At 71.2% G+C, this 17,418-nt stretch carries 17 protein-coding genes; 5 read left to right on the top strand and 12 right to left on the bottom strand.

All coding sequences use genetic code 11. The features are described 5' to 3' along the window. Positions 1-2 precede the first annotated feature (2 nt). Together ATC03_RS12805 and ATC03_RS12810 are read right to left on the bottom strand one after the other, a co-directional pair. Entirely contained in the window at positions 3-1,190 is a 1,188-nt protein-coding gene (locus ATC03_RS12805) for an acyl-CoA dehydrogenase family protein (RefSeq protein ID WP_067877708.1), read from the bottom strand. Further along, a complete protein-coding gene (locus tag ATC03_RS12810; protein ID WP_067877711.1) occupies positions 1,180-3,264 on the bottom strand; it encodes an ATP-binding protein in 2,085 nt (694 codons plus the stop codon). Before ATC03_RS12810 ends, ATC03_RS12805 begins: the two co-directional genes overlap by 11 nt. A gap of 198 nt (positions 3,265-3,462) precedes the next feature. Here ATC03_RS12810 and ATC03_RS12815 point away from each other — a divergent pair, with 198 nt between their 5' ends. Next, positions 3,463-4,272 carry a class I SAM-dependent methyltransferase gene (locus ATC03_RS12815; protein WP_067877714.1) on the top strand — a complete coding sequence of 270 codons (810 nt, stop codon included), beginning with the start codon at positions 3,463-3,465 and terminating at the stop codon, positions 4,270-4,272. Positions 4,273-4,429: 157 nt separating this feature from the next. Here the strand turns inward: ATC03_RS12815 and ATC03_RS12820 are convergent, their stop codons facing one another. Both ATC03_RS12820 and ATC03_RS12825 read right to left on the bottom strand, forming a co-directional pair. Next, entirely contained in the window at positions 4,430-4,777 is a 348-nt protein-coding gene (locus tag ATC03_RS12820; protein ID WP_067877717.1) for a hypothetical protein, read from the bottom strand. Positions 4,778-4,885: 108 nt separating this feature from the next. After that, positions 4,886-5,641, bottom strand: a complete 756-nt coding sequence (locus ATC03_RS12825) for a TetR/AcrR family transcriptional regulator (RefSeq protein ID WP_152030952.1) — start codon at positions 5,639-5,641, stop codon at positions 4,886-4,888. Here ATC03_RS12825 and ATC03_RS12830 point away from each other — a divergent pair. Beyond that, the gene (locus ATC03_RS12830; RefSeq protein ID WP_067882128.1) at positions 5,630-6,472 is read left to right on the top strand and encodes an alpha/beta fold hydrolase; all 843 of its coding nucleotides are present in this window, start codon (positions 5,630-5,632) and stop codon (positions 6,470-6,472) included. The two genes, ATC03_RS12825 and ATC03_RS12830, sit on opposite strands and share 12 nt — an antisense overlap. A gap of 50 nt (positions 6,473-6,522) precedes the next feature. On the opposite strand, the gene ATC03_RS12835 is transcribed toward ATC03_RS12830, so the two are convergent. Continuing rightward, positions 6,523-7,122, bottom strand: coding sequence for a TetR/AcrR family transcriptional regulator (locus ATC03_RS12835; protein ID WP_067877723.1), 600 nt, complete (start codon positions 7,120-7,122; stop codon positions 6,523-6,525). 188 nt (positions 7,123-7,310) lie between these two features. Between ATC03_RS12835 and ATC03_RS12840 the strand changes: the two genes are divergently transcribed. Next, on the top strand, positions 7,311-8,036 hold the full coding sequence (locus tag ATC03_RS12840; RefSeq protein WP_067877726.1) for an MBL fold metallo-hydrolase: 726 nt from the start codon (positions 7,311-7,313) through the stop codon (positions 8,034-8,036). Positions 8,037-8,072: 36 nt separating this feature from the next. Here the strand turns inward: ATC03_RS12840 and ATC03_RS12845 are convergent, their stop codons facing one another. The 3 genes from ATC03_RS12845 to ATC03_RS12855 form a co-directional block, all read right to left on the bottom strand. After that, complete coding sequence (locus ATC03_RS12845; RefSeq protein WP_067877729.1) at positions 8,073-8,744, bottom strand: GAP family protein; 672 nt, start codon at positions 8,742-8,744, stop codon at positions 8,073-8,075. After that, positions 8,741-10,399 (bottom strand): SulP family inorganic anion transporter, encoded by a 1,659-nt coding sequence (locus ATC03_RS12850; protein ID WP_067882131.1) that lies wholly within the window; start codon positions 10,397-10,399, stop codon positions 8,741-8,743. The genes ATC03_RS12845 and ATC03_RS12850 overlap by 4 nt, the downstream gene beginning before the upstream one ends. Before the next feature lie 89 nt (positions 10,400-10,488). Further along, complete coding sequence (locus ATC03_RS12855; RefSeq protein ID WP_067877731.1) at positions 10,489-12,105, bottom strand: carboxyl transferase domain-containing protein; 1,617 nt, start codon at positions 12,103-12,105, stop codon at positions 10,489-10,491. Between the two features lie 126 nt (positions 12,106-12,231). Between ATC03_RS12855 and ATC03_RS12860 the strand changes: the two genes are divergently transcribed. Then, entirely contained in the window at positions 12,232-12,846 is a 615-nt protein-coding gene (locus tag ATC03_RS12860; RefSeq protein ID WP_067877734.1) for a TetR/AcrR family transcriptional regulator, read from the top strand. Beyond that, positions 12,825-13,274: a GNAT family N-acetyltransferase gene (locus tag ATC03_RS12865; RefSeq protein WP_152030953.1), complete on the top strand. Its 450-nt coding sequence runs from the start codon at positions 12,825-12,827 to the stop codon at positions 13,272-13,274. The genes ATC03_RS12860 and ATC03_RS12865 overlap by 22 nt, the downstream gene beginning before the upstream one ends. Before the next feature lie 48 nt (positions 13,275-13,322). Here the strand turns inward: ATC03_RS12865 and ATC03_RS12870 are convergent, their stop codons facing one another. Genes ATC03_RS12870 through pdhA form a run of 4 tightly spaced genes read right to left on the bottom strand, consistent with a single transcriptional unit; the run spans position 13,323 to position 17,263 of the window. Continuing rightward, positions 13,323-13,634 (bottom strand): 4a-hydroxytetrahydrobiopterin dehydratase, encoded by a 312-nt coding sequence (locus tag ATC03_RS12870; protein ID WP_067877738.1) that lies wholly within the window; start codon positions 13,632-13,634, stop codon positions 13,323-13,325. A 55-nt stretch (positions 13,635-13,689) separates the two neighbouring features. Beyond that, entirely contained in the window at positions 13,690-15,111 is a 1,422-nt protein-coding gene (locus ATC03_RS12875) for a dihydrolipoamide acetyltransferase family protein (protein WP_067877742.1), read from the bottom strand. 2 nt (positions 15,112-15,113) lie between these two features. Further along, positions 15,114-16,124, bottom strand: coding sequence for an alpha-ketoacid dehydrogenase subunit beta (locus ATC03_RS12880; protein ID WP_067877746.1), 1,011 nt, complete (start codon positions 16,122-16,124; stop codon positions 15,114-15,116). Continuing rightward, the gene (gene pdhA / locus ATC03_RS12885) at positions 16,121-17,263 is read right to left on the bottom strand and encodes a pyruvate dehydrogenase (acetyl-transferring) E1 component subunit alpha (RefSeq protein WP_067877749.1); all 1,143 of its coding nucleotides are present in this window, start codon (positions 17,261-17,263) and stop codon (positions 16,121-16,123) included. Before pdhA ends, ATC03_RS12880 begins: the two co-directional genes overlap by 4 nt. Between the last annotated feature and the right edge of the window lie 155 nt (positions 17,264-17,418).

Below are 17,418 nucleotides of genomic sequence, written 5' to 3' on the forward strand. Positions count from 1 at the left end.
TCCTAGGGGGTCGGCACGAGCTGCTCGGCGCCGATGCCGAGCTCGCGCGTGATGATCATGAGCTGCACCTCGGTGGTGCCCTCGCCGATCTCGAGGATCTTCGAGTCGCGGTAGTGGCGCGCCACGGCGTTCTCGTTCATGAAGCCGTAGCCGCCGAAGATCTGCGTGGCGTCGCGCGCGTTGTCCATGGCCGCCTCCCCGCACACCATCTTGGCGATGGATGCCTCGAGCGTGAAGGGCTTGCCCGCGTCGAGCTTGCGCGCGGCGTCGTGCCAGGCGAGCCGTGCCTGGTGCACGCGGGCCTGCATGCGCGCGATCTTGAACGCGATGTGCTGGTTCGAGCCGATGCTGACGCCGAAGACGCGACGTTCGTTCGCGTAGCGCAGCGCCTCCTCGAGGCAGCCCTGCGCGGCCCCGGTCGCGAGGGCCGCGAACGCGACCCGCCCCTCGTTCAGCGTGCGGAGGAAGTTCGCGTAGCCGCGTCCGCGCTCGCCGAGCAGGTTCGACGCCGGCACGCGAACGTCGCGGAGCGTCAGCGGGTGCGTGTCGGAGGTGTGCCAGCCGACCTTGTCGTAGCTCGGCTCGACCGTGAAGCCGGGGGTGTCGTTCGGCACGATGATCGTCGACAGCTCGGGCTTGAGCTCGCCGCGGGCGCCGACGCGCTGCCCGGTCACCGCGGTGATCGTGACGAACCGGGTGATGGGCGTGCCCGAGTTGGTGATGAACTGCTTCGAGCCGTTGATGACCCACTGGTCGCCGACGAGGTCGGCCGTCGTCGCCGTGGCACCCGCGTCGCTGCCGGCGCCCGCCTCGGTGAGCCCGAACCCGGCGAGCGCGCGCCCCGACACGAGGTCGGGCAGGTACTCCGCCTGCTGTTCTGCCGTGCCGTGCCGGTAGATCGGCATGACGCCGAGCCCCACGCCCGCTTCGAGGGTGACGCCGATCGACTGGTCGACGCGGCCGAGCGCCTCGACGGCGAGGCAGAGCTGGAAGTAGCTCTTGCCCTGGCCGCCGACCTCCTTTGGGAACGGCAGGCCGAACAGGCCCATGTCGCCCATCTGCGCGATGATCTCCATCGGCAGCCGGCGCTGCGTGTCGTACTCGTAGGCGGCGGGCGCGACGACGCGGTCGGCGAAGTCGGCGACGTCGTCGGAGAGGCGCTGCTCCTCGTCGGAGAGGTCATACTGCATGCGTGGGCTCCTGTTCGTGATCCCCCTGGGTCGCAGGGGGTGCTGATCCGGGTGCGGATGCTTCGGGTGCTGCGTCGCGGGTTTCGCTCGCAGGCTCGATGCGCGCGACGGGTTGGTCGCGCGAGACCAGGTCGCCGACGGATGCCGCGAGTCGCACGGTTCCGTCGGCGGAGGCGGTGATGCGGTGCTCCATCTTCATGGCCTCGATCGCGAGGATCGGGGCGCCCGCCTCGACGGCGTCGCCGTCGGCGACGAACACGGCGGTGACCGTGCCCGGCATGGGTGCCCGCAGTTCGGGGCTCAGCGCGACGCCGCCGCGCTCGGCGAGCGCCCGTCGAGCCTCGGCGTGGGCGCGACGGTCGACGTGCACGAACGCGGTCGTGCCGCGGGCGTCGTGCACCCAGATCTCGCCGTTGGCGGCGATGCGAACGGTGGCAGCGGCGTTCGGCTCGTCCGACGCGTCGCGGGACGGCTCGGCTGTGGTGACGGCGACCACGTCGGCGGGCGCGTCGCGCGGGGCGAGCAGCACGGTCGGCGGGCGGCGCGCGCCGAGGCGCCAGCCCGCGGCATCCGTCCACGCGCTCGGTCCCTCGACGTCGCGATCACGGGTGCCGGTGCGCGTGCGCCGGTCACCGGCGGCTTCGGCGAGCAGGGCGGATGCCGCGGCTGCGAGCTGCTCGGGTCGGGGCCGCTCGGCGGTGGCGGGCGGCATCCGCTCGATGAGGTTCGTGTCGAGCGCGCCGGCGCGCACGTCGGGATCGGCGAGCAGGCGCCGCACGAACGCGAGGTTCGTGTCGACCCCGAGCACGACGGTCTCGGCGAGCGCCGCATCGAGCCGTTCGAGCGCCTCGGCACGGTCGGCGCCGTACGCGATGACCTTCGCGAGCATGGGGTCGTAGTCGGCCGTGACGTGCTGACCCGTACGGATGCCCGCATCGACGCGCACGCCGTCGCCGGTCGCCGGCCGCCACTCGAGCAGTTCGCCCGTCGAGGGCAGGAATCCGCGGTCGGGCGACTCGGCGTAGACCCGTGCCTCGATCGCGTGCCCGGTGAGGTGCACGTCGTGCTGGGCGATCGCAAGCGGCTGCCCGGCGGCGATGCGGAGCTGCTGCTCGACGAGGTCGATGCCCGTCACGAGCTCGGTCACCGGGTGCTCGACCTGCAGCCGGGTGTTCATCTCGATGAAGAAGAACTCGTCGGGCGCGACATCCGACACGAGGAACTCGACCGTGCCCGCGCCGAGGTACGCGACGCTGCGGGCCGCATCGCAGGCGGCCTGCCCGATGCGCTCGCGCGTCGCCGCATCGAGGAGCGGCGACGGCGCCTCCTCGACGACCTTCTGGTGGCGGCGCTGGAGCGAGCACTCGCGCTCGCCGAGGTGGATGACCGTGCCGTCGGCGTCGGCGAGCACCTGCACCTCGATGTGCCGCGGACGCTCGATGAGGCGCTCGAGGAGGAGCGTGTCGTCGCCGAACGAGGTCCGGGCGACCCTGCGGGCGGCCGGGATCGCCTCGGCGAGCTCGACGGCGTCGCGCGCGATCTGCATGCCCTTGCCGCCGCCGCCCGCGGACGGCTTCACGAGCAGCGGGAAGCCGACCTGCTCACCGGCGGCGAGGAGCGCCGCGTCGTCGAGTTCGGGGTCGGAGACGCCGGGCACGACCGGTACCCCGGATGCCGCGACGTGCCGCTTCGCGCGGATCTTGTCGCCCATGACGGCGAGCGCCTCGTCGCCCGGCCCGATGAACACGATGCCGGCCTCGCGGCAGGCGGCGGCGAATCCCGCGTGCTCGGAGAGGAACCCGTAGCCGGGGTGCACGGCCTGCGCGCCGGTCTCGAGTGCCGCCGCGATGAGCTGGGCGGGGTCGAGGTAGCTCTGCGTGGCGGGCGCCGGGCCGATGCGCACGGCCTCGTCGGCGAGACGCACGTGCGGGGCATCCGCATCGGCGTCGGAGAAGACCGCGATCGACCGGATGCCGAGACGTCGCAGCGTGCGGATGACGCGCACCGCGATCTCGCCGCGGTTCGCGACGAGCACGCGCTCGAACGGACGGCGGCCGGCGTCGATCGTGCCCATGTGCGTGTCTTCTGCCTCTCTGCAGGGCGCACGCCGCCGGAATCCGGTTAGCGTGCACTAACTGGATTCATGTTAGTGATCACTAACTGGAATGGCAAGCAAGGCGGGTTGGATGGTGACCGCTCGCAACGGCGCGCATACTGGGCGTATCGGCGCCGACCGGCACCGATCCGTGCCTGCCTTTGATGCGGAGTACTCATGCCGAAGTCTGATGCCGCGTTCGAAGGCTCCATCCCTGTCCTGTACGAGCAGTATCTTTCGCCGTTGTTCTTCGAGCCCTATGCGGTTGACATCGCGCAACGCATCGCGCCATTCGCCCCACGACGGCTGCTCGAGACTGCAGCCGGTACCGGGGTGGTCACCCGGGAGCTCGAACGGGTACTCGGCGAGGACACGGCGATCACGGCAACTGATCTGAATCAGGCGATGATCGACGTCGCCACCACGGCGCCGGAATCCGGGCACGCCACGTGGACGCAGTGCGACGCGATGGCGCTGCCCTTCGCAGAAGACAGCTTCGATCTCATCGCCTGCCAGTTCGGGGTGATGTTCTTTCCCGAGAGAACTCGGGCGTACCAACAAGCCGCCCGGGTGCTGGCACGCGACGGAACCTTCATATTCACAGTCTGGGACAGCCTCGCGGTCAACGATGTCACCCGAATCATCGCCGGAGCGTTGACGGCACGATATCCCGATGACCCGCCGTCCTTCATCGAACGAGTGCCGTTCGGGTACTTCGATGTCGACCTGATTCGCTCCGAACTCATCGCATCCGGCTTCGCCGAGGTCGACGCCGAGACGGTGACCCTGCCCAGTCGAGCAGACACAGCGCGCGATGCGGCGATCGGAGTGTGCCAAGGCACCCCGGTGCGCGCCGAGATCGAGGCGCGCGAAGCCGGCGGTCTGCAGGCAGCGACGGAGGACGCGGCGCAGGCACTTATCACCAACTTCGGCTCAGGTCGCCTTGAGAGCACCATGCAGGCGATCACCATCGCAGCGCGGCTGTGATTCCTCCGTCGCGGACAGAGGCGGACCGTTCCCACCGCTGTCCGGCGGGGCGGCTCTGACCTGGAGCACGAAGATGACGTCGCACGACCAGCCGGTCATCCCAGTTCGACGTCGTTCGTCATCCGCGCATCATCTCGATCCACGGCTGCGATGGCGCTCAGAGGTCGCGGGCTTCGTCCGGGTCGTCGGCGATGCGGTCGGCCTGGCGCGCCACGGCCTCCTGCTCGGCCTCGGTCAGCGGTGGGAGGCCGACCTGGTCGGCCGGAATGCCCGCATACGGGTCGGCGCCGGGGAACTCCTGGCTGAAGGAGCCTGCGACCACTCCCCCGGGCGGAACCTCGTCGCCGGCGGCGCCGAGCAGCGTCTCTTCGCCGGGAGCCTGCTCGGGTACGTCGTCTCCGAGGTGCTTCCGATGCCACTCGCCGCTCATGTTCACTCCCACCAGTACCAACAGCGACACCCCGATCATCATCGAGACGTTGAAGATCGTCACGCCGATCGTCATCGAGACGATGAAGATGCGGCGACGTTGGGATCGCCGGCATCATCCACGGAGTGTTCGTGAAGTCTACGGTGCCCAGGTGACCCCCGGGTTCCCGCAGACGGCGGTCGGTCAGCGGCGAGCGCCTTCGTTCTCCGGGAGTGATTCGGCGACGGCTGCGAGTGTCGCATCGACGGCGGTGGCGAACAGGGCGTCGTGGTCGATCACGTACCCCTGGGCGTATGCGCTCGCGAGGTGCGGGAACCGATCCGCCGGCAACGCGGCGGCGGACTCGGCATGCGCGCGCTCGCGCCCGTCCTGGTCGGCACCCGGCGGTGGTCCCGCCTGCGCGATCGCATGGCCGACGGTCAGCCGGCCGAGGAGTTGTGCGATGTCGAGCGCGGCGCGCGGAGGCAGCGCGGCCGGGGCGAGTGATTCGAGCAGGGCCTCGGTGACCTCGAAGGCGTCGATCGTGACCGCCGGCCTCATGGCCATGAGCGGGATCGCGGCCGGGTGCGCCAGCAGCGCGCGTCGGAACGCATGGCCGACCGCCGCGGCATCCGCTCTCCAATCCCCCGTTCGCGCCGGAAGCCGGCATTCGGCGAAGATGCGCTCCACCACCCCGTCGAGGATCGCCGTCCTGCTCGGGAAGTAGGAGTAGACCGCCATCGGGTCGACGCCGAGCCTTCGTCCGAGTGCGCGCATGCTGAAGGCGTCGAGACCGACGTCATCGAGGAGGCCGATCGCTCCATCGAGCACCGCCGCGCGTGTGAGGGACGGGGGACGTCCTCGAGATGCCATCTCATCGCCTCTCATTTTTTCTACAGTGTAGAGTATTGATTCCCAGACCGGAGAACACCCGTTGGAGCGATGAACATGGACCAGCACTGGACTGCCTCGGGGGTGCGCATGCGCCTTCGTCACGAGCGACCGGGAGAGCTCGACTGGCTCCTCCTTCCGGGCGGTCCGGGCATCGGCTCGGAGAGCCTCCACGAACTTGCGGACGTCATCGACGTGCCGGGTCGCGTGTGGATGGTCGACCTCCCCGGCGACGGATCGAACGTCGACGCTCCGGGCGCACCGGTCGATCCGTTCACCGTCTGGCCGTCGGTGCTGATCGAGGCGGCGGCGGCTGTGGCGCATCCGATCTTCGTGGGCCACTCGACGGGCGGCATGTACCTCCTGTCGACGCCTGAGCTCGAAGGAATGCTGACCGGACTGGTGCTCGTGAGCACCGCTCCGGACGCGTCGTGGATGGGCGCGTTCGAGCAGATGACGCGCGACCACCCGCTCCCGGAGGTCGATGCCGCCACCGTCGCGTACGAGCTCGAGCCGACCGACGGGCATCTCGCCGACTTCGCCGTCGCTTCTGCACCGTGGAACTTCCGCGCCGATCACGTCGAGCGGGGCCGTGAACTCCTCGCCCGCATGCCCTACAACGGTCGCGCCGTGGACTGGTCGGCCGAGCACTTCGACACGACCTATGCGGCGAACTGGTGGCCGCAGGCCCTGCCCACCCTGATCGTCAGCGGCGGCGACGACCGCATCGTCACCCAACGACTCTGGAACGTCGCGCGCTACGAAGGCCCGAACGTCACCCGCGCCGACATCGAGGGCGGTGCCCACTTCGCGTGGATCGAAGAGCCCGGACAGGTGCGAGCCGCGTTCGCCGAGTTCGCGCGCAGCCTGCCGACGGAGGATGCGCCGCCCGCCACGTAGTCGGTGATGCACGCCGATGCTCGCGCGGGGACGTTCCCCGCGCGTTCGCCTCAGGGCCGGTGGTCTCCACGCGGGGTCTCTGGCGCTGCCGCCGCTTCGACGGCGCCGACGAGTGCATCGACCCCGAACGCGAACGCCCGATCGACGTCACCGCCGAGCCGGAACGCGCCCGCGAGCTCCATGCTCACGAACCCCGTCGCCCAGGCCGTGAACGTCCGTGCGGCGTCGAGCGCATGCCGCTCCCCGGCGAGGTCGGCGGCCGCACCCAGCACGGATTCGCTCGCGGCCGCGAGGGATGCGGGCTCGAGGCGCAGCTCCGCACCGGGCGCGAAGACGACTCGGAACGCCACCGGCCGCTCGTGCGCGAACGCGCGCACCGCGATGGCGAGCGCCCTGAGCCGCGCGCGGGGGTCGTCGCCCGCCTCCGCGGCGGCACGGTCGGCGGCGACTCCGAGATCGCGCACGGTCGCATCGACGACGAGCGCGACGAGGCCCTCGCGCCCGCTCACGCGCTTGTAGAGCGATGGAGCGCGCACCCCGACGCGCTCGGCGACGGCCTGCATCGTGAGGCCGTCGAGGCCTGTGCGTTCGAGCAGGTCGCGGCCGGCGTCGACGATCGCGGCCAGCGAGGTTCGGGCGGGCGTGGGCATGCAGGCTCCTCTGGACGATTCCGGATGCCGGCGCTGCGCGACATCCGCTCGAGAATGGCTATTGACGTTAGCCATGATAACTATGTATCGTAGCCATCGCCACTCCGAACCGAGCATTCGACGCTCGAACCCGTTCGGACAACGGACAACGGACAACGGACAACGGACAACGGACAACGGAGCACACCATGCGACTCGCACCCTCGCTGCACCGCGTCGGCAACGACATCGTCGCCGTCTACCTGATCGACGCGCCGGAAGGCGTCACGATCATCGACGCCGGCCTCGCCGGGCAGTGGAAGGAGCTGCTCGCCGAGCTCGACGCCATGGGCCGCACCCTCGACGACGTGCGCGGCGTCGTGCTCACGCATGGCGACAGCGATCACATCGGGTTCGCCGAACGCCTGCGTCGCGACCACGGCGTGCCGATCTTCGTGCACGAGGCGGACGCCGCGCGCGCACGTGGCGAGGAGTCCTCCAAGCCCGAATGGGGCCACGTGAAGCTCGGCGCCACCGCGAAGTTCATGTGGTACGCGCTGCGCAAGAACGGCCTGCGCACCACGCCGATCACCGAGGTCGTCGGCGTTCGCGACGGCGACGTGCTCGACCTGCCGGGCTCACCCGTGATCGTCGGCCTGCCAGGCCACTCCCCCGGCAGCATCGCGATCCACGTTCCCGCGGTCGACGCCGTGTTCGTCGGCGACGGCCTCACGACCCGCCACGTGCTGACCGGTGCGACCGGTCCGCAGCCGGCGCCGTTCACCGACGATCCGGCCCGGGCCCTCGCGTCGCTGCACCGCATCGCGGGCCTCGGGGCGGCATGGGTGCTGCCTGGCCACGGGTCGCCCTGGCACGGCGGCGTCGAGCGGGCGGTCGCCGAGGTCGAACGCGCGGCCTCGGCATCCGGAGCCTGAACGCACCGAACCGAGCGGTCGATGCAGTCGCCTCGCTCAGAAGCTGCCGATGCCCTTGCCGAGCATCGAGATGCCGATCACGAGCAGCAGCACCGCCATGATCACCGAGTTCTCGTGGGCGAGCCACACGCGCAGGGCGTCGAGGGGTCCGCGGAGCTTCGCCGAGGCGAGCAGGTAGGCGATGACCGGGATCGCGACGGTTGACGCCGCGATCAGCACGTAGATCGCGATCACCAGCACGATCTCGCCGCCCGTGAGCTCGGCCGCCTCGATCTCGGTGCCCGCCCCCGCGGCCATGATGAGGTTCTTCGGGTTCAGCGCCGAGAGCAGGAATCCGAGGCCGAGTGCACCGCCGAAGGTGACCTTGTCGATGGCCTGCATCCACTTCGGCAGCGCAGGCTCCTCACCCGGCTTCGGACGCTTGCGCCACTGCCCCACAGCGAGCACGAGCAGGCCCGCGCCGAGCAGCAGTTGGATCACGCCCTGGATCGGCTTGGAGGCGTCGGGGTCGTCTTCGGGCAGCACCGAGGCGAGCAGCGTGAACACCGTGACCGCGACGATGATGCCGACGAGCCACCCGAGCAGGAACCCGACGCTCGTGACGCGCGCCTTCGGCGAGAGCAGCATGAGGATCGCGGCGATGATCGGGATCGGGCTGATCGCCACACCGAGGGCGAGGGGCAGGATGCCGCCGATGGCGCCGTTCATTCGGAACCTCCAGTCAGTGCGGCGATCGCCGCGCGGTTGGTGACGAAGATGCGCTCGTCGTCGAGCAGGCCGAGCTGCACGAGGCGCAGTCGGGCGGGGTCGCGCATGCGGCTGAACGAGAGCGCCACGTCGTTGCGTGCGAGCCAGGACTTGAGCGCCTCGAACTCCTCCGCACCCGTCACGTCGATGTCGGTGACGGCCTCCATGTCGATGACGACGTCGCGTACCGGGCCGCCCGCGGCGGCGTCGGCCGACGAGACGGCGCTCTTGACGGCGGCGGTGAACACGCTGCCGTTGGCGAAGAAGAGCGGCGCCGCGAGGCGGATCACGATGACGCCGGGCGCCGTGGTCCGGCCCACGGGCGCGCCCTCGAGGAGCGACTCACCGGGGTCGCCCGAAGCCTCGAGCACGTCGATGGCCGGGTTCGCGGCCCGCTTGGCGAGGTTGATGAGCGCCAGCGTGAACGCGACCACGATGCCGGGGATGGCACCGACGAACAGCGTCACGAGGAAGCAGACGGCCCCGATCACGAACTCGAAGCGATCCTTGCGCCAGAGGTCCGCGAAGTCGCGGAAGCCGAGCAGCGGGATGATCGCGACGCCGACGACCGCGCCGATCGCGGGCGACGGGATGTCGGCGAGCAGGGCTGTTCCGAAGAGCAGGAGGAGCAGCGTGCCCACGGCGAGCACGAGCGAGGGCAACTGCGTGCGGGAACCCGCCTGATCCATCGCGGCCGTACGGGAGGTCGAGGAGCCCACCGAGAAGCTCCCCTGCGCACCCGCGGCCACGTTCGCGAGACCGAACGCCATCAGGTCGCGGTTGGCGTGGAACGGATACCGGTGCTTCTCGGAGTACGACCGGGAGACGAGCAGTCCCTCGGCGGTGGTGACGAGCGTGAGCGCGATGGCCGACGGGATGAGCGCGAGCCACGTGGTCCAGTCGAGCACGGGCCACGTCGGCGTGGGCGGACCGGCGGGCACCGCGCCGAGCACGTCGACGCCCGCGTCGTCGAGGTCGGCCACCACGACGAACACCGTCGTGAGCACGAGCACCACGAGCGCCCACGGCACTGCCCGGAGGAACCGCTTGCCGAGCAGCAGCACGGCCACCGAGGCGGCCGAGATCGCGAGCGACCAGAGGTTCGTCGTGCCGAGCCCGCTGATCAGTCCCCCGACCTTGTCGACGAACTCACCGCCCGAGTCGATCTTGACCCCGAGCATCTTGGCGATCTGGCTCACCATGATGTCGAGCGCCAGTCCGCCGACGAAGCCGATCAGGATCGGCTTCGAGAGGAAGTTCGCGAGGAACCCGAGCTTGAAGACCGAGAGGAGCACGAACATGACGCCGCAGATGATCGCCTGCGCGAGCGCGAGGGTCGCGTAGTCCTCGCTACCGGCCGCCGCGAGCCCGCCGATCGACGAGGCCACGAGCGCCGCGGCTGCGGCATCCGGCGACGCCACCAGCTGCCGCGACGAGACGACGAGCGCGTAGACGATCGTCGGCACGATCAGCGCGTAGAGCCCCGCGGTCGCGGGCAGCCCGGCGATCTGGGCATAGCCGATGTTCAGTGGGATCGCGATCGCGATCAGCGTCACCCCGGCCGTGAGTTCGGTGGCGAGGTTCCTCGCCGTCAGCCCGGCCAGTGGTCGCTGCATGCCGCCCCATCCCCGATCGCGTGCACGTGCGCCGACGCGCACGGAACCACTCTGGCATGGCGGCGCCGCCCGATGGCGGATTCACCGCCTCACATGCGGAAGAGTCCGAACGCGGGCTCGGGCAGCGGCGTGCGGCTCGCCAGCTCGAGGGCCATCGCGAGCACCGTGCGGGTGTCGGCCGGGTCGATGATGCCGTCGTCCCAGAGCCTGGCGGTCGAGTGGTACGGGCTGCCCTGCGCCTCGTACTGCTCGCGGATCGGGGCCTTGAACGCCTCGGCCGCGGCATCCGGCCATTCCTCGCCCTTCACCGCGAGCTGGTCGCCCTTCACGGTGGAGAGCACGGATGCCGCCTGCTCGCCGCCCATGACCGAGATGCGCGCGTTCGGCCACATGAAGAGGAATCGCGGCGAGTACGCCCGCCCGCACATCGAGTAGTTGCCGGCGCCGAACGAGCCGCCGATGACGACCGTGAGCTTCGGCACCCGGGTCGTGGCGACCGCCGTGACCATCTTCGCGCCGTGCTTGGCGATGCCGCCCGCCTCGGCGTCGCGGCCCACCATGAAGCCCGAGATGTTCTGCAGGAACAGCAACGGGATGCCGCGCTGGTCGCAGAGCTCGATGAAGTGGGCGCCCTTCATGGCCGATTCGCTGAAGAGCACGCCGTTGTTCGCGACGATGCCGACCGGGTGCCCGTCGAGGTGCGCGAAGCCGGTCACGAGCGTGTCGCCGTACTCGGGCTTGAACTCGGTGAACTCGCTCGCGTCGACGAGGCGGGCGATCACCTCGCGCACGTCGTACGGCTGCTGCACGTCGACGGGCACGACCTCGGTGAGCGTGGCGGGGTCGACCGCCGGAGGTCGCGACTCGCGCACCGCCCACGCCCTCGGCGCCTGGCCGGGCAGGGTCGCGACCATGTCGCGCACGGTCTCGAGCGCGTGCTCGTCGTCGTCGGCGAGGTGGTCGACGACCCCTGAGGTGCGGGCGTGGAGGTCGCCGCCGCCGAGTTCTTCAGGGGTCACGACCTCGCCGATCGCGGCCTTCACGAGCGGCGGGCCGCCGAGGAAGATCGTGCCCTGGTCGCGCACGATCACCGATTCGTCGCTCATCGCCGGCACGTACGCGCCGCCCGCGGTGCACGAGCCCAGCACGGCCGCGAGCTGCGGGATGCGCATCGACGAGAGCTGGGCCTGGTTGAAGAAGATGCGGCCGAAGTGCTCGCGGTCGGGGAAGACGTCGTCCTGCATGGGCAGGAACGCGCCGCCCGAGTCGACGAGGTAGATGCACGGCAGGCGGTGCTCGCGCGCGACCTCCTGGGCCCGCAGGTGCTTCTTCACGGTCAGCGGGTAGTAGGTGCCGCCCTTGACCGTCGCGTCGTTGCAGACCACGACGACGGGCCGCCCGTGCACGAGCCCCACGCCCGTGATGAGGCCGGCGCCCGGCGAGTCGCCGCCGTACATGCCGTCGGCCGCGAGCGGCGAGAGTTCGAGGAACGGGCTGCCCTCGTCGAGCAGGCGGTCGACGCGGTCGCGCGGCAGCAGCTTGCCGCGCGCGACATGGCGGTCGCGGGATGCCTCGGGGCCGCCGAGGGCGGCCACGGCGAGGCGTTCGCGCAGCTCGCCGACGAGTGCGGCGTGCGCGTCGGCATTGCGTCGTGCGGCTGAGCCGGCCTCGCCGGCCCGGTCGATCGCCGTCGTGAGTGTCGTCATCGGCCTCTCCGCGTCGTCTCGCGAGCGGGCGTTGCGCCGACACCCGGTGCCGGCTCTTGTGCGTCGTCGCGATTTTCGGTTAGTGTTCACTAACTCGATTCCCGAGGTTAGCGAGCACTCATCGAAATGGCAAGCACCGTGACATCCGCTGCACCGCTCACCGAGCGCGGACGGCTGAAGGCCGATCGCCGCGCGGCGATCCTCGCCGCCGCGGCCCGACTCTTCGCCGAGCGCGGCTACGCCGGCGTCACCATCGAAGACCTCGGCACCGCGGTGGGCGTCAGCGGCCCGGCCGTCTACCGGCACTTCGCCGGCAAGTCCGCCGTGCTCGCCGCGATCCTCGAGGACGCCAGCCGGTCGTTGCTCGACGGCGCCGATCTCGTGCTCGCCGAGGCACCCGACGCCGAACGCGCCCTTCGCTCGCTCATCCGGTTCCACGTCGCCTTCGCGCTCGGCCAGGCCGACGTCATCGCGGTGCAGGACCGCGAACTCGAACAACTCGACCCCGGCGTACGCCACGAGGTGCGCTCGCTGCAGCGACGCTACGTCGAACGATGGGTCGCCACCCTCGCAGAGCTCAGGCCCGACCGGGCCGAGGTGGAGCTGCGGTTCCGGGCACACGCCGCCTTCGGACTCCTCAACTCCACACCCCACAGCGCCCGCACCCCTGGGCGCAGACCCGCCGACGGCACCGTCCGCGGCATCCTCGAGGAGATGGCATGGGCGAGCCTCATGTCGTGAGCCTGCGCGCGACCCGCGACACGGATCTCGACACCCTGAACCACATCGTGCACGACCCCCGCACCACCGCAGGACCGCCCGTCGCCGGTCCGGCCGTCAGCGAACGGCACCGCGCGACGATCGACCACCGCACCATCCGCGCCGACGGCGAGATCGTGGGCGACGTCACGCGATGGTTCGAAGACGGCCGCGCCTTCGTCGCCTACCGGGTCGACGTCGCACGCCACGATGACGGCACCGCCGGCCGGGCGTTGCGGCTGTTCGTCGAGGTGCTCGACGACGGCCCCCTGCGAGCACGGGTTGCCGCCGGCGACACCGGGTCGATCCACGTGCTCGAACGCCTCGGCTTCGCGCCGGATCCCGCCCGACCCGCCGACGCGAACGCGCCCGACCCTGCGGTCGACGGGCTGGTCTACCTGCTCGGCTGAGCCGGCGCGCGACCGCTCAGCCTCGGGCCGCGCGCCGCGCGCGACCGCTCAGCCTCGGGGCCGCGCGCCCTGCGCGTCGGCGATCGCCTGGATGAGGCCGACGAGCGCGAGGTCGCGCGACGTCACCCCGCCCGCGTCGTGCGAACTCAGGTCGAACGCGATCGCGCCCCATCCGACCGTCACGTCGGGATGGTGGTCGAGTTCGTCGGCCGCGACCGCGACGGCGTCGAGCAGGCGCACGGCACTCGCGAAATCCGCGGTGACGTAGGCGCCCTCCAGCCGCTCGCCGACGTGCGCGAACGCGGTGCCGCCGAGCGCGTCGGCGGTCTCGGCCGGGGTGAGGATGCGCTGCGGGTCCATGCCGCCATCATCCTCCCCGGTCGAGACCGCCGATAGGGGCTCGGCCGACGAGCCGTCAGATCATCGTCAGGGCACGGGCCGGGTCGCGGAGGATCGCCCCGACATCCGTGAGGAAGGACGCCGCCTGCTGCCCGTCGACCAGGCGGTGGTCGAACGAGAGGCTCAGCGTCATGACCTCGCGGAGGGCGATCTCGCCTCGGTGCTCCCAGGGCTGACGGCGCACGGCGCCCATCGCGAGGATCACGGCCTCCCCCGGGTTCAGGATCGGCGTGCCGGCGTCGACGCCGAACACGCCCACGTTGGTGATCGACAAGGTGCCGCCCGTGAGGTCGGCCGGGCGCGTGCGACCCTCGCGGGCCGTGGTGGCGAGCTCGCCGATCGCATCGGCCAGTTCGATGAGCGTCAGGCGTTCGGCGGCCTTCACGTTCGGCACGACGAGGCCCCGCTCGGTGGCCGCGGCGATGCCGAGGTTCACCGAGGCGAACTGCACGATCTCCTGCGACGACTCCTCCCACCGCGCGTTCACGTCGGGCGTCCGCCGGGCGGCGAGGCACACGGCCTTCGCAACGACCGCGAGGGGGGTGACGCGGTGCCCGGCGAACGCTCGGTCCTCGCGCAGGCTTCGCACGAGGTCCATGGTGGCGGTGACGTCGATCGTGAGGAACTCGGTGACGTGCGGCGCCGTGAACGCGCTCGCCACCATCGCGGCCGCGGTGTGCTTGCGCACGCCCCTGATCGGGATGCGCACGTCACCGACCGCCGCGGCACCGACCTGCGGCCCGGTCTCCGTCGATTCGGGCGCCATTGTTGCCTCGGACGTCGGGCGAGCGGATGCCGCGGCCTCGACATCGGCGCGGGTGATGAGTCCGCGCTCGCCGGTGCCGTGCACCGCGGCCAGGTCGACGCCGAGGTCGTGCGCGAGCTTCCGCACGGGGGGCGTCGAGCGCGGTCGCTCGGACGGCGGCGCCGCTGCTGCGACGGGCGGGGCGCCGGGCGCGGAGGCCGCGTCGTCGACCGGCGGCGCCGTCTCGGCGGGCAGCGCGGGCACCAGGTCGGCTGCGAGCGCCGTGCGCCTGGCCCGGCGTTTCGGACCCGACTCGACGCCGGCGCCGTACCCGACGAGGTTCGGCCCGGGCGCGTCATCCGCCCCCTGATCCCTTGCGGGCGCGGCACCGGCACCGGGCGCGACCGGCCGGGCCGCCGCCGAGTCATCCGGCGCACCCTCGCCCGACCCGCCCTCGCCCGTGTCGCACGAGAACAGCGGCGCCCCGACGTTCACGGTCTCGCCCTCGCCCGCGTGCAGCGCCGTGACGACGCCCGCGAACGGCGACGGCAGCTCGACGACCGCCTTGGCCGTCTCGACGTCGGCGATGATCTGGTTCAGCTCGACGCGGTCGCCGACGGCGACGCGCCAGGCGACGATCTCGGACTCGGTCAGTCCCTCGCCGAGGTCGGGCAGCGGGAAGTCGCGGATCATGCTCACGCCTCCACCCCGCTCAGCGAGTTGGGCCGGCCCAGTGCTCGGTCGACGCCGTCGAGCATGCGGTCGAGGTCGGGCACGTGGTGCCGCTCGAGCTTCGCGGGCGGGTACGGGATGTCGTGGCCCGTGACGCGCACGGGCGCGGCCTCGAGGTACTCGAAGCACCGCTCGGTGATGCTCGCCGCGACTTCGGCGCCGAGTCCGAGCTGCTGCCCGGCCTCGTGGGCGATCACGAGTCGCCCGGTGCGACGCACGGAGTCCGCGACCGTGACGAGGTCGAGCGGCGAGAGCGACCGCAGGTCGATGACCTCGATCGACACGCCCTCCTCCGCGGCCGCGATGGCCGCGTCGCGTGCGACCTGCACGAGCGCGCCGTAGGTCACGAGCGTGACGTCGGATCCGGAGGTCACGACCGAGGCGATGCCCATCGGCTTCGCGTCGGCGAGGCTCGCCCGATCGTCGACCTCGCCCTTGACGTGGTAGCGGCGCTTGGGCTCGAAGAACAGCACGGGGTCGTCGCTCGCGATGGCCTGCTGGATCATGACGTAGGCGTCGGCGGCATCCGAGCACGAGACGACCCGCAGCCCTGCGGTGTGCGCGAAGTAGGCCTCGGGCGACTCGGAGTGGTGCTCGGCCGCGCCGATGCCGCCGCCGAAGGGCACCCGGATCGTGATCGGCATCTTCACCGTGCCGCGTGAACGGCGGTGCAGCTTCGCGACCTGCGCGACGATCTGGTCGAAGCCCGGGTAGATGAACCCGTCGAACTGGATCTCGACGACGGGCCGGTAGCCCCGATAGGCGAGGCCCACCGCGGTGCCGATGATGCCGGCCTCGGAGAGCGGGGTGTCGACGACGCGGTGCGCGCCGAACTCGGCCTTGAGCCCGTCGGTGATGCGGAACACGCCGCCGAGGGTGCCGATGTCCTCGCCCATGAGCACGACGCGGTCGTCGTTCGCGAGCGAGTTGCGAAGGCCGGCGTTGATGGCGGCGCCGAGCGTGAGCGTGGTCATCGTGCGCCTCCCTCGGTCTGCGCGGACGCGCCGTCGTCGAACTGCGCGAGGTACCTCGCGTACTGCTCGCGCTGGCGGTCGAGGTGCGAATGCGGCTCGGCGTAGACGTGGTCGAACACGGTCATCGGCTCGGGGTCGGCCATGGTCGCGATCGAGGCGCGGAGGGCGCCGGCCGCGCGTGCGGCCTCGACCTCGACCTCGCGCTCGAGGGTCTCGAGGTCGAGACCGGATGCCGCGAGCAGGGCCCCGACCCTGGCGATGGGGTCGCGGGCGCGCCAGTCGGCGAGCTCGTCGTCGGTGCGGTATCGCTTGGGGTCGTCGGCCGTCGTGTGCGGACCCATGCGGTAGGTCACGGCCTCGATGAAGGTCGGGCCACCGCCGCGTCGGGCGCGATCGAGGGCGATGCGGGTCGCCGCGAGGACGGCCAGCACGTCGTTGCCGTCGACGCGGATGCCCGGCACCCCGAAGCCGTCGCCGCGCTGTGCGAGCGGCTGCTTGGACTGCAGTCCGACCGGTTCGGAGATCGCCCAGCCGTTGTTCTGGCAGAAGAACACGACCGGCGCCTCGAAGCTCGCGGCGAACACGAGCGCCTCGTTCACGTCGCCCTCGCTCGTCGCTCCGTCGCCGAAGTACGCGACGGCCGCGGCATCCGACCCGTCCCACTTCGCGCCCATCGCCCAGCCGGTCGCGTGCAGCGACTGTGCGCCGATGATGATCTGCGGAACCGCCATGCCGTAGTCGTACGGGTTCCAGCCGGAGGACGCCGCGCCGCGCCAGACGCGGAGCACGTCGGCCGGGTCGATGCCGCGGACCCAGGCGACGCCGTGCTCGCGGTAGCTGCCGAAGACGAAGTCGTCGGAGCGGAGCGCCCGCGCGGAGCCGACCTGCGCGGCCTCCTGGCCGAGCAGCGGCGGCCAGAGGCCGACCTCGCCCTGGCGCTGCAGGGCGATGCCCTCGGAGTCGATGCGACGCAGCACCGACATGTCCCGGTACAGCCCGCGGAGGGCCTCGGTGTCGATGTCGACGACCCAGCGATCGAGGTCGGGGTCTGCGCGCCGTTCCCCCTCGGGGGTGATGAGCTGGACGAAACCGTCGGCCCGGGTCAGCAGCCCGGTGGCGACGCGGTCGGATGGGGTCATGGGTGGATCCTCGCTCTCGACGACCGCCTCGTGAGCAGCCGTACCCGGCGACACTGCCGGATACCGCGAGCGTACGTCGAGATGGCACTGCGCTCAAGCATTGGAAGATCGGTTGAGCATGTTGCTCAACCAGAGACCTCGATCGGGTGCTATCG

It is taken from the genome of Agromyces aureus, from assembly GCF_001660485.1.
GTDB lineage: Bacteria > Actinomycetota > Actinomycetes > Actinomycetales > Microbacteriaceae > Agromyces > Agromyces aureus.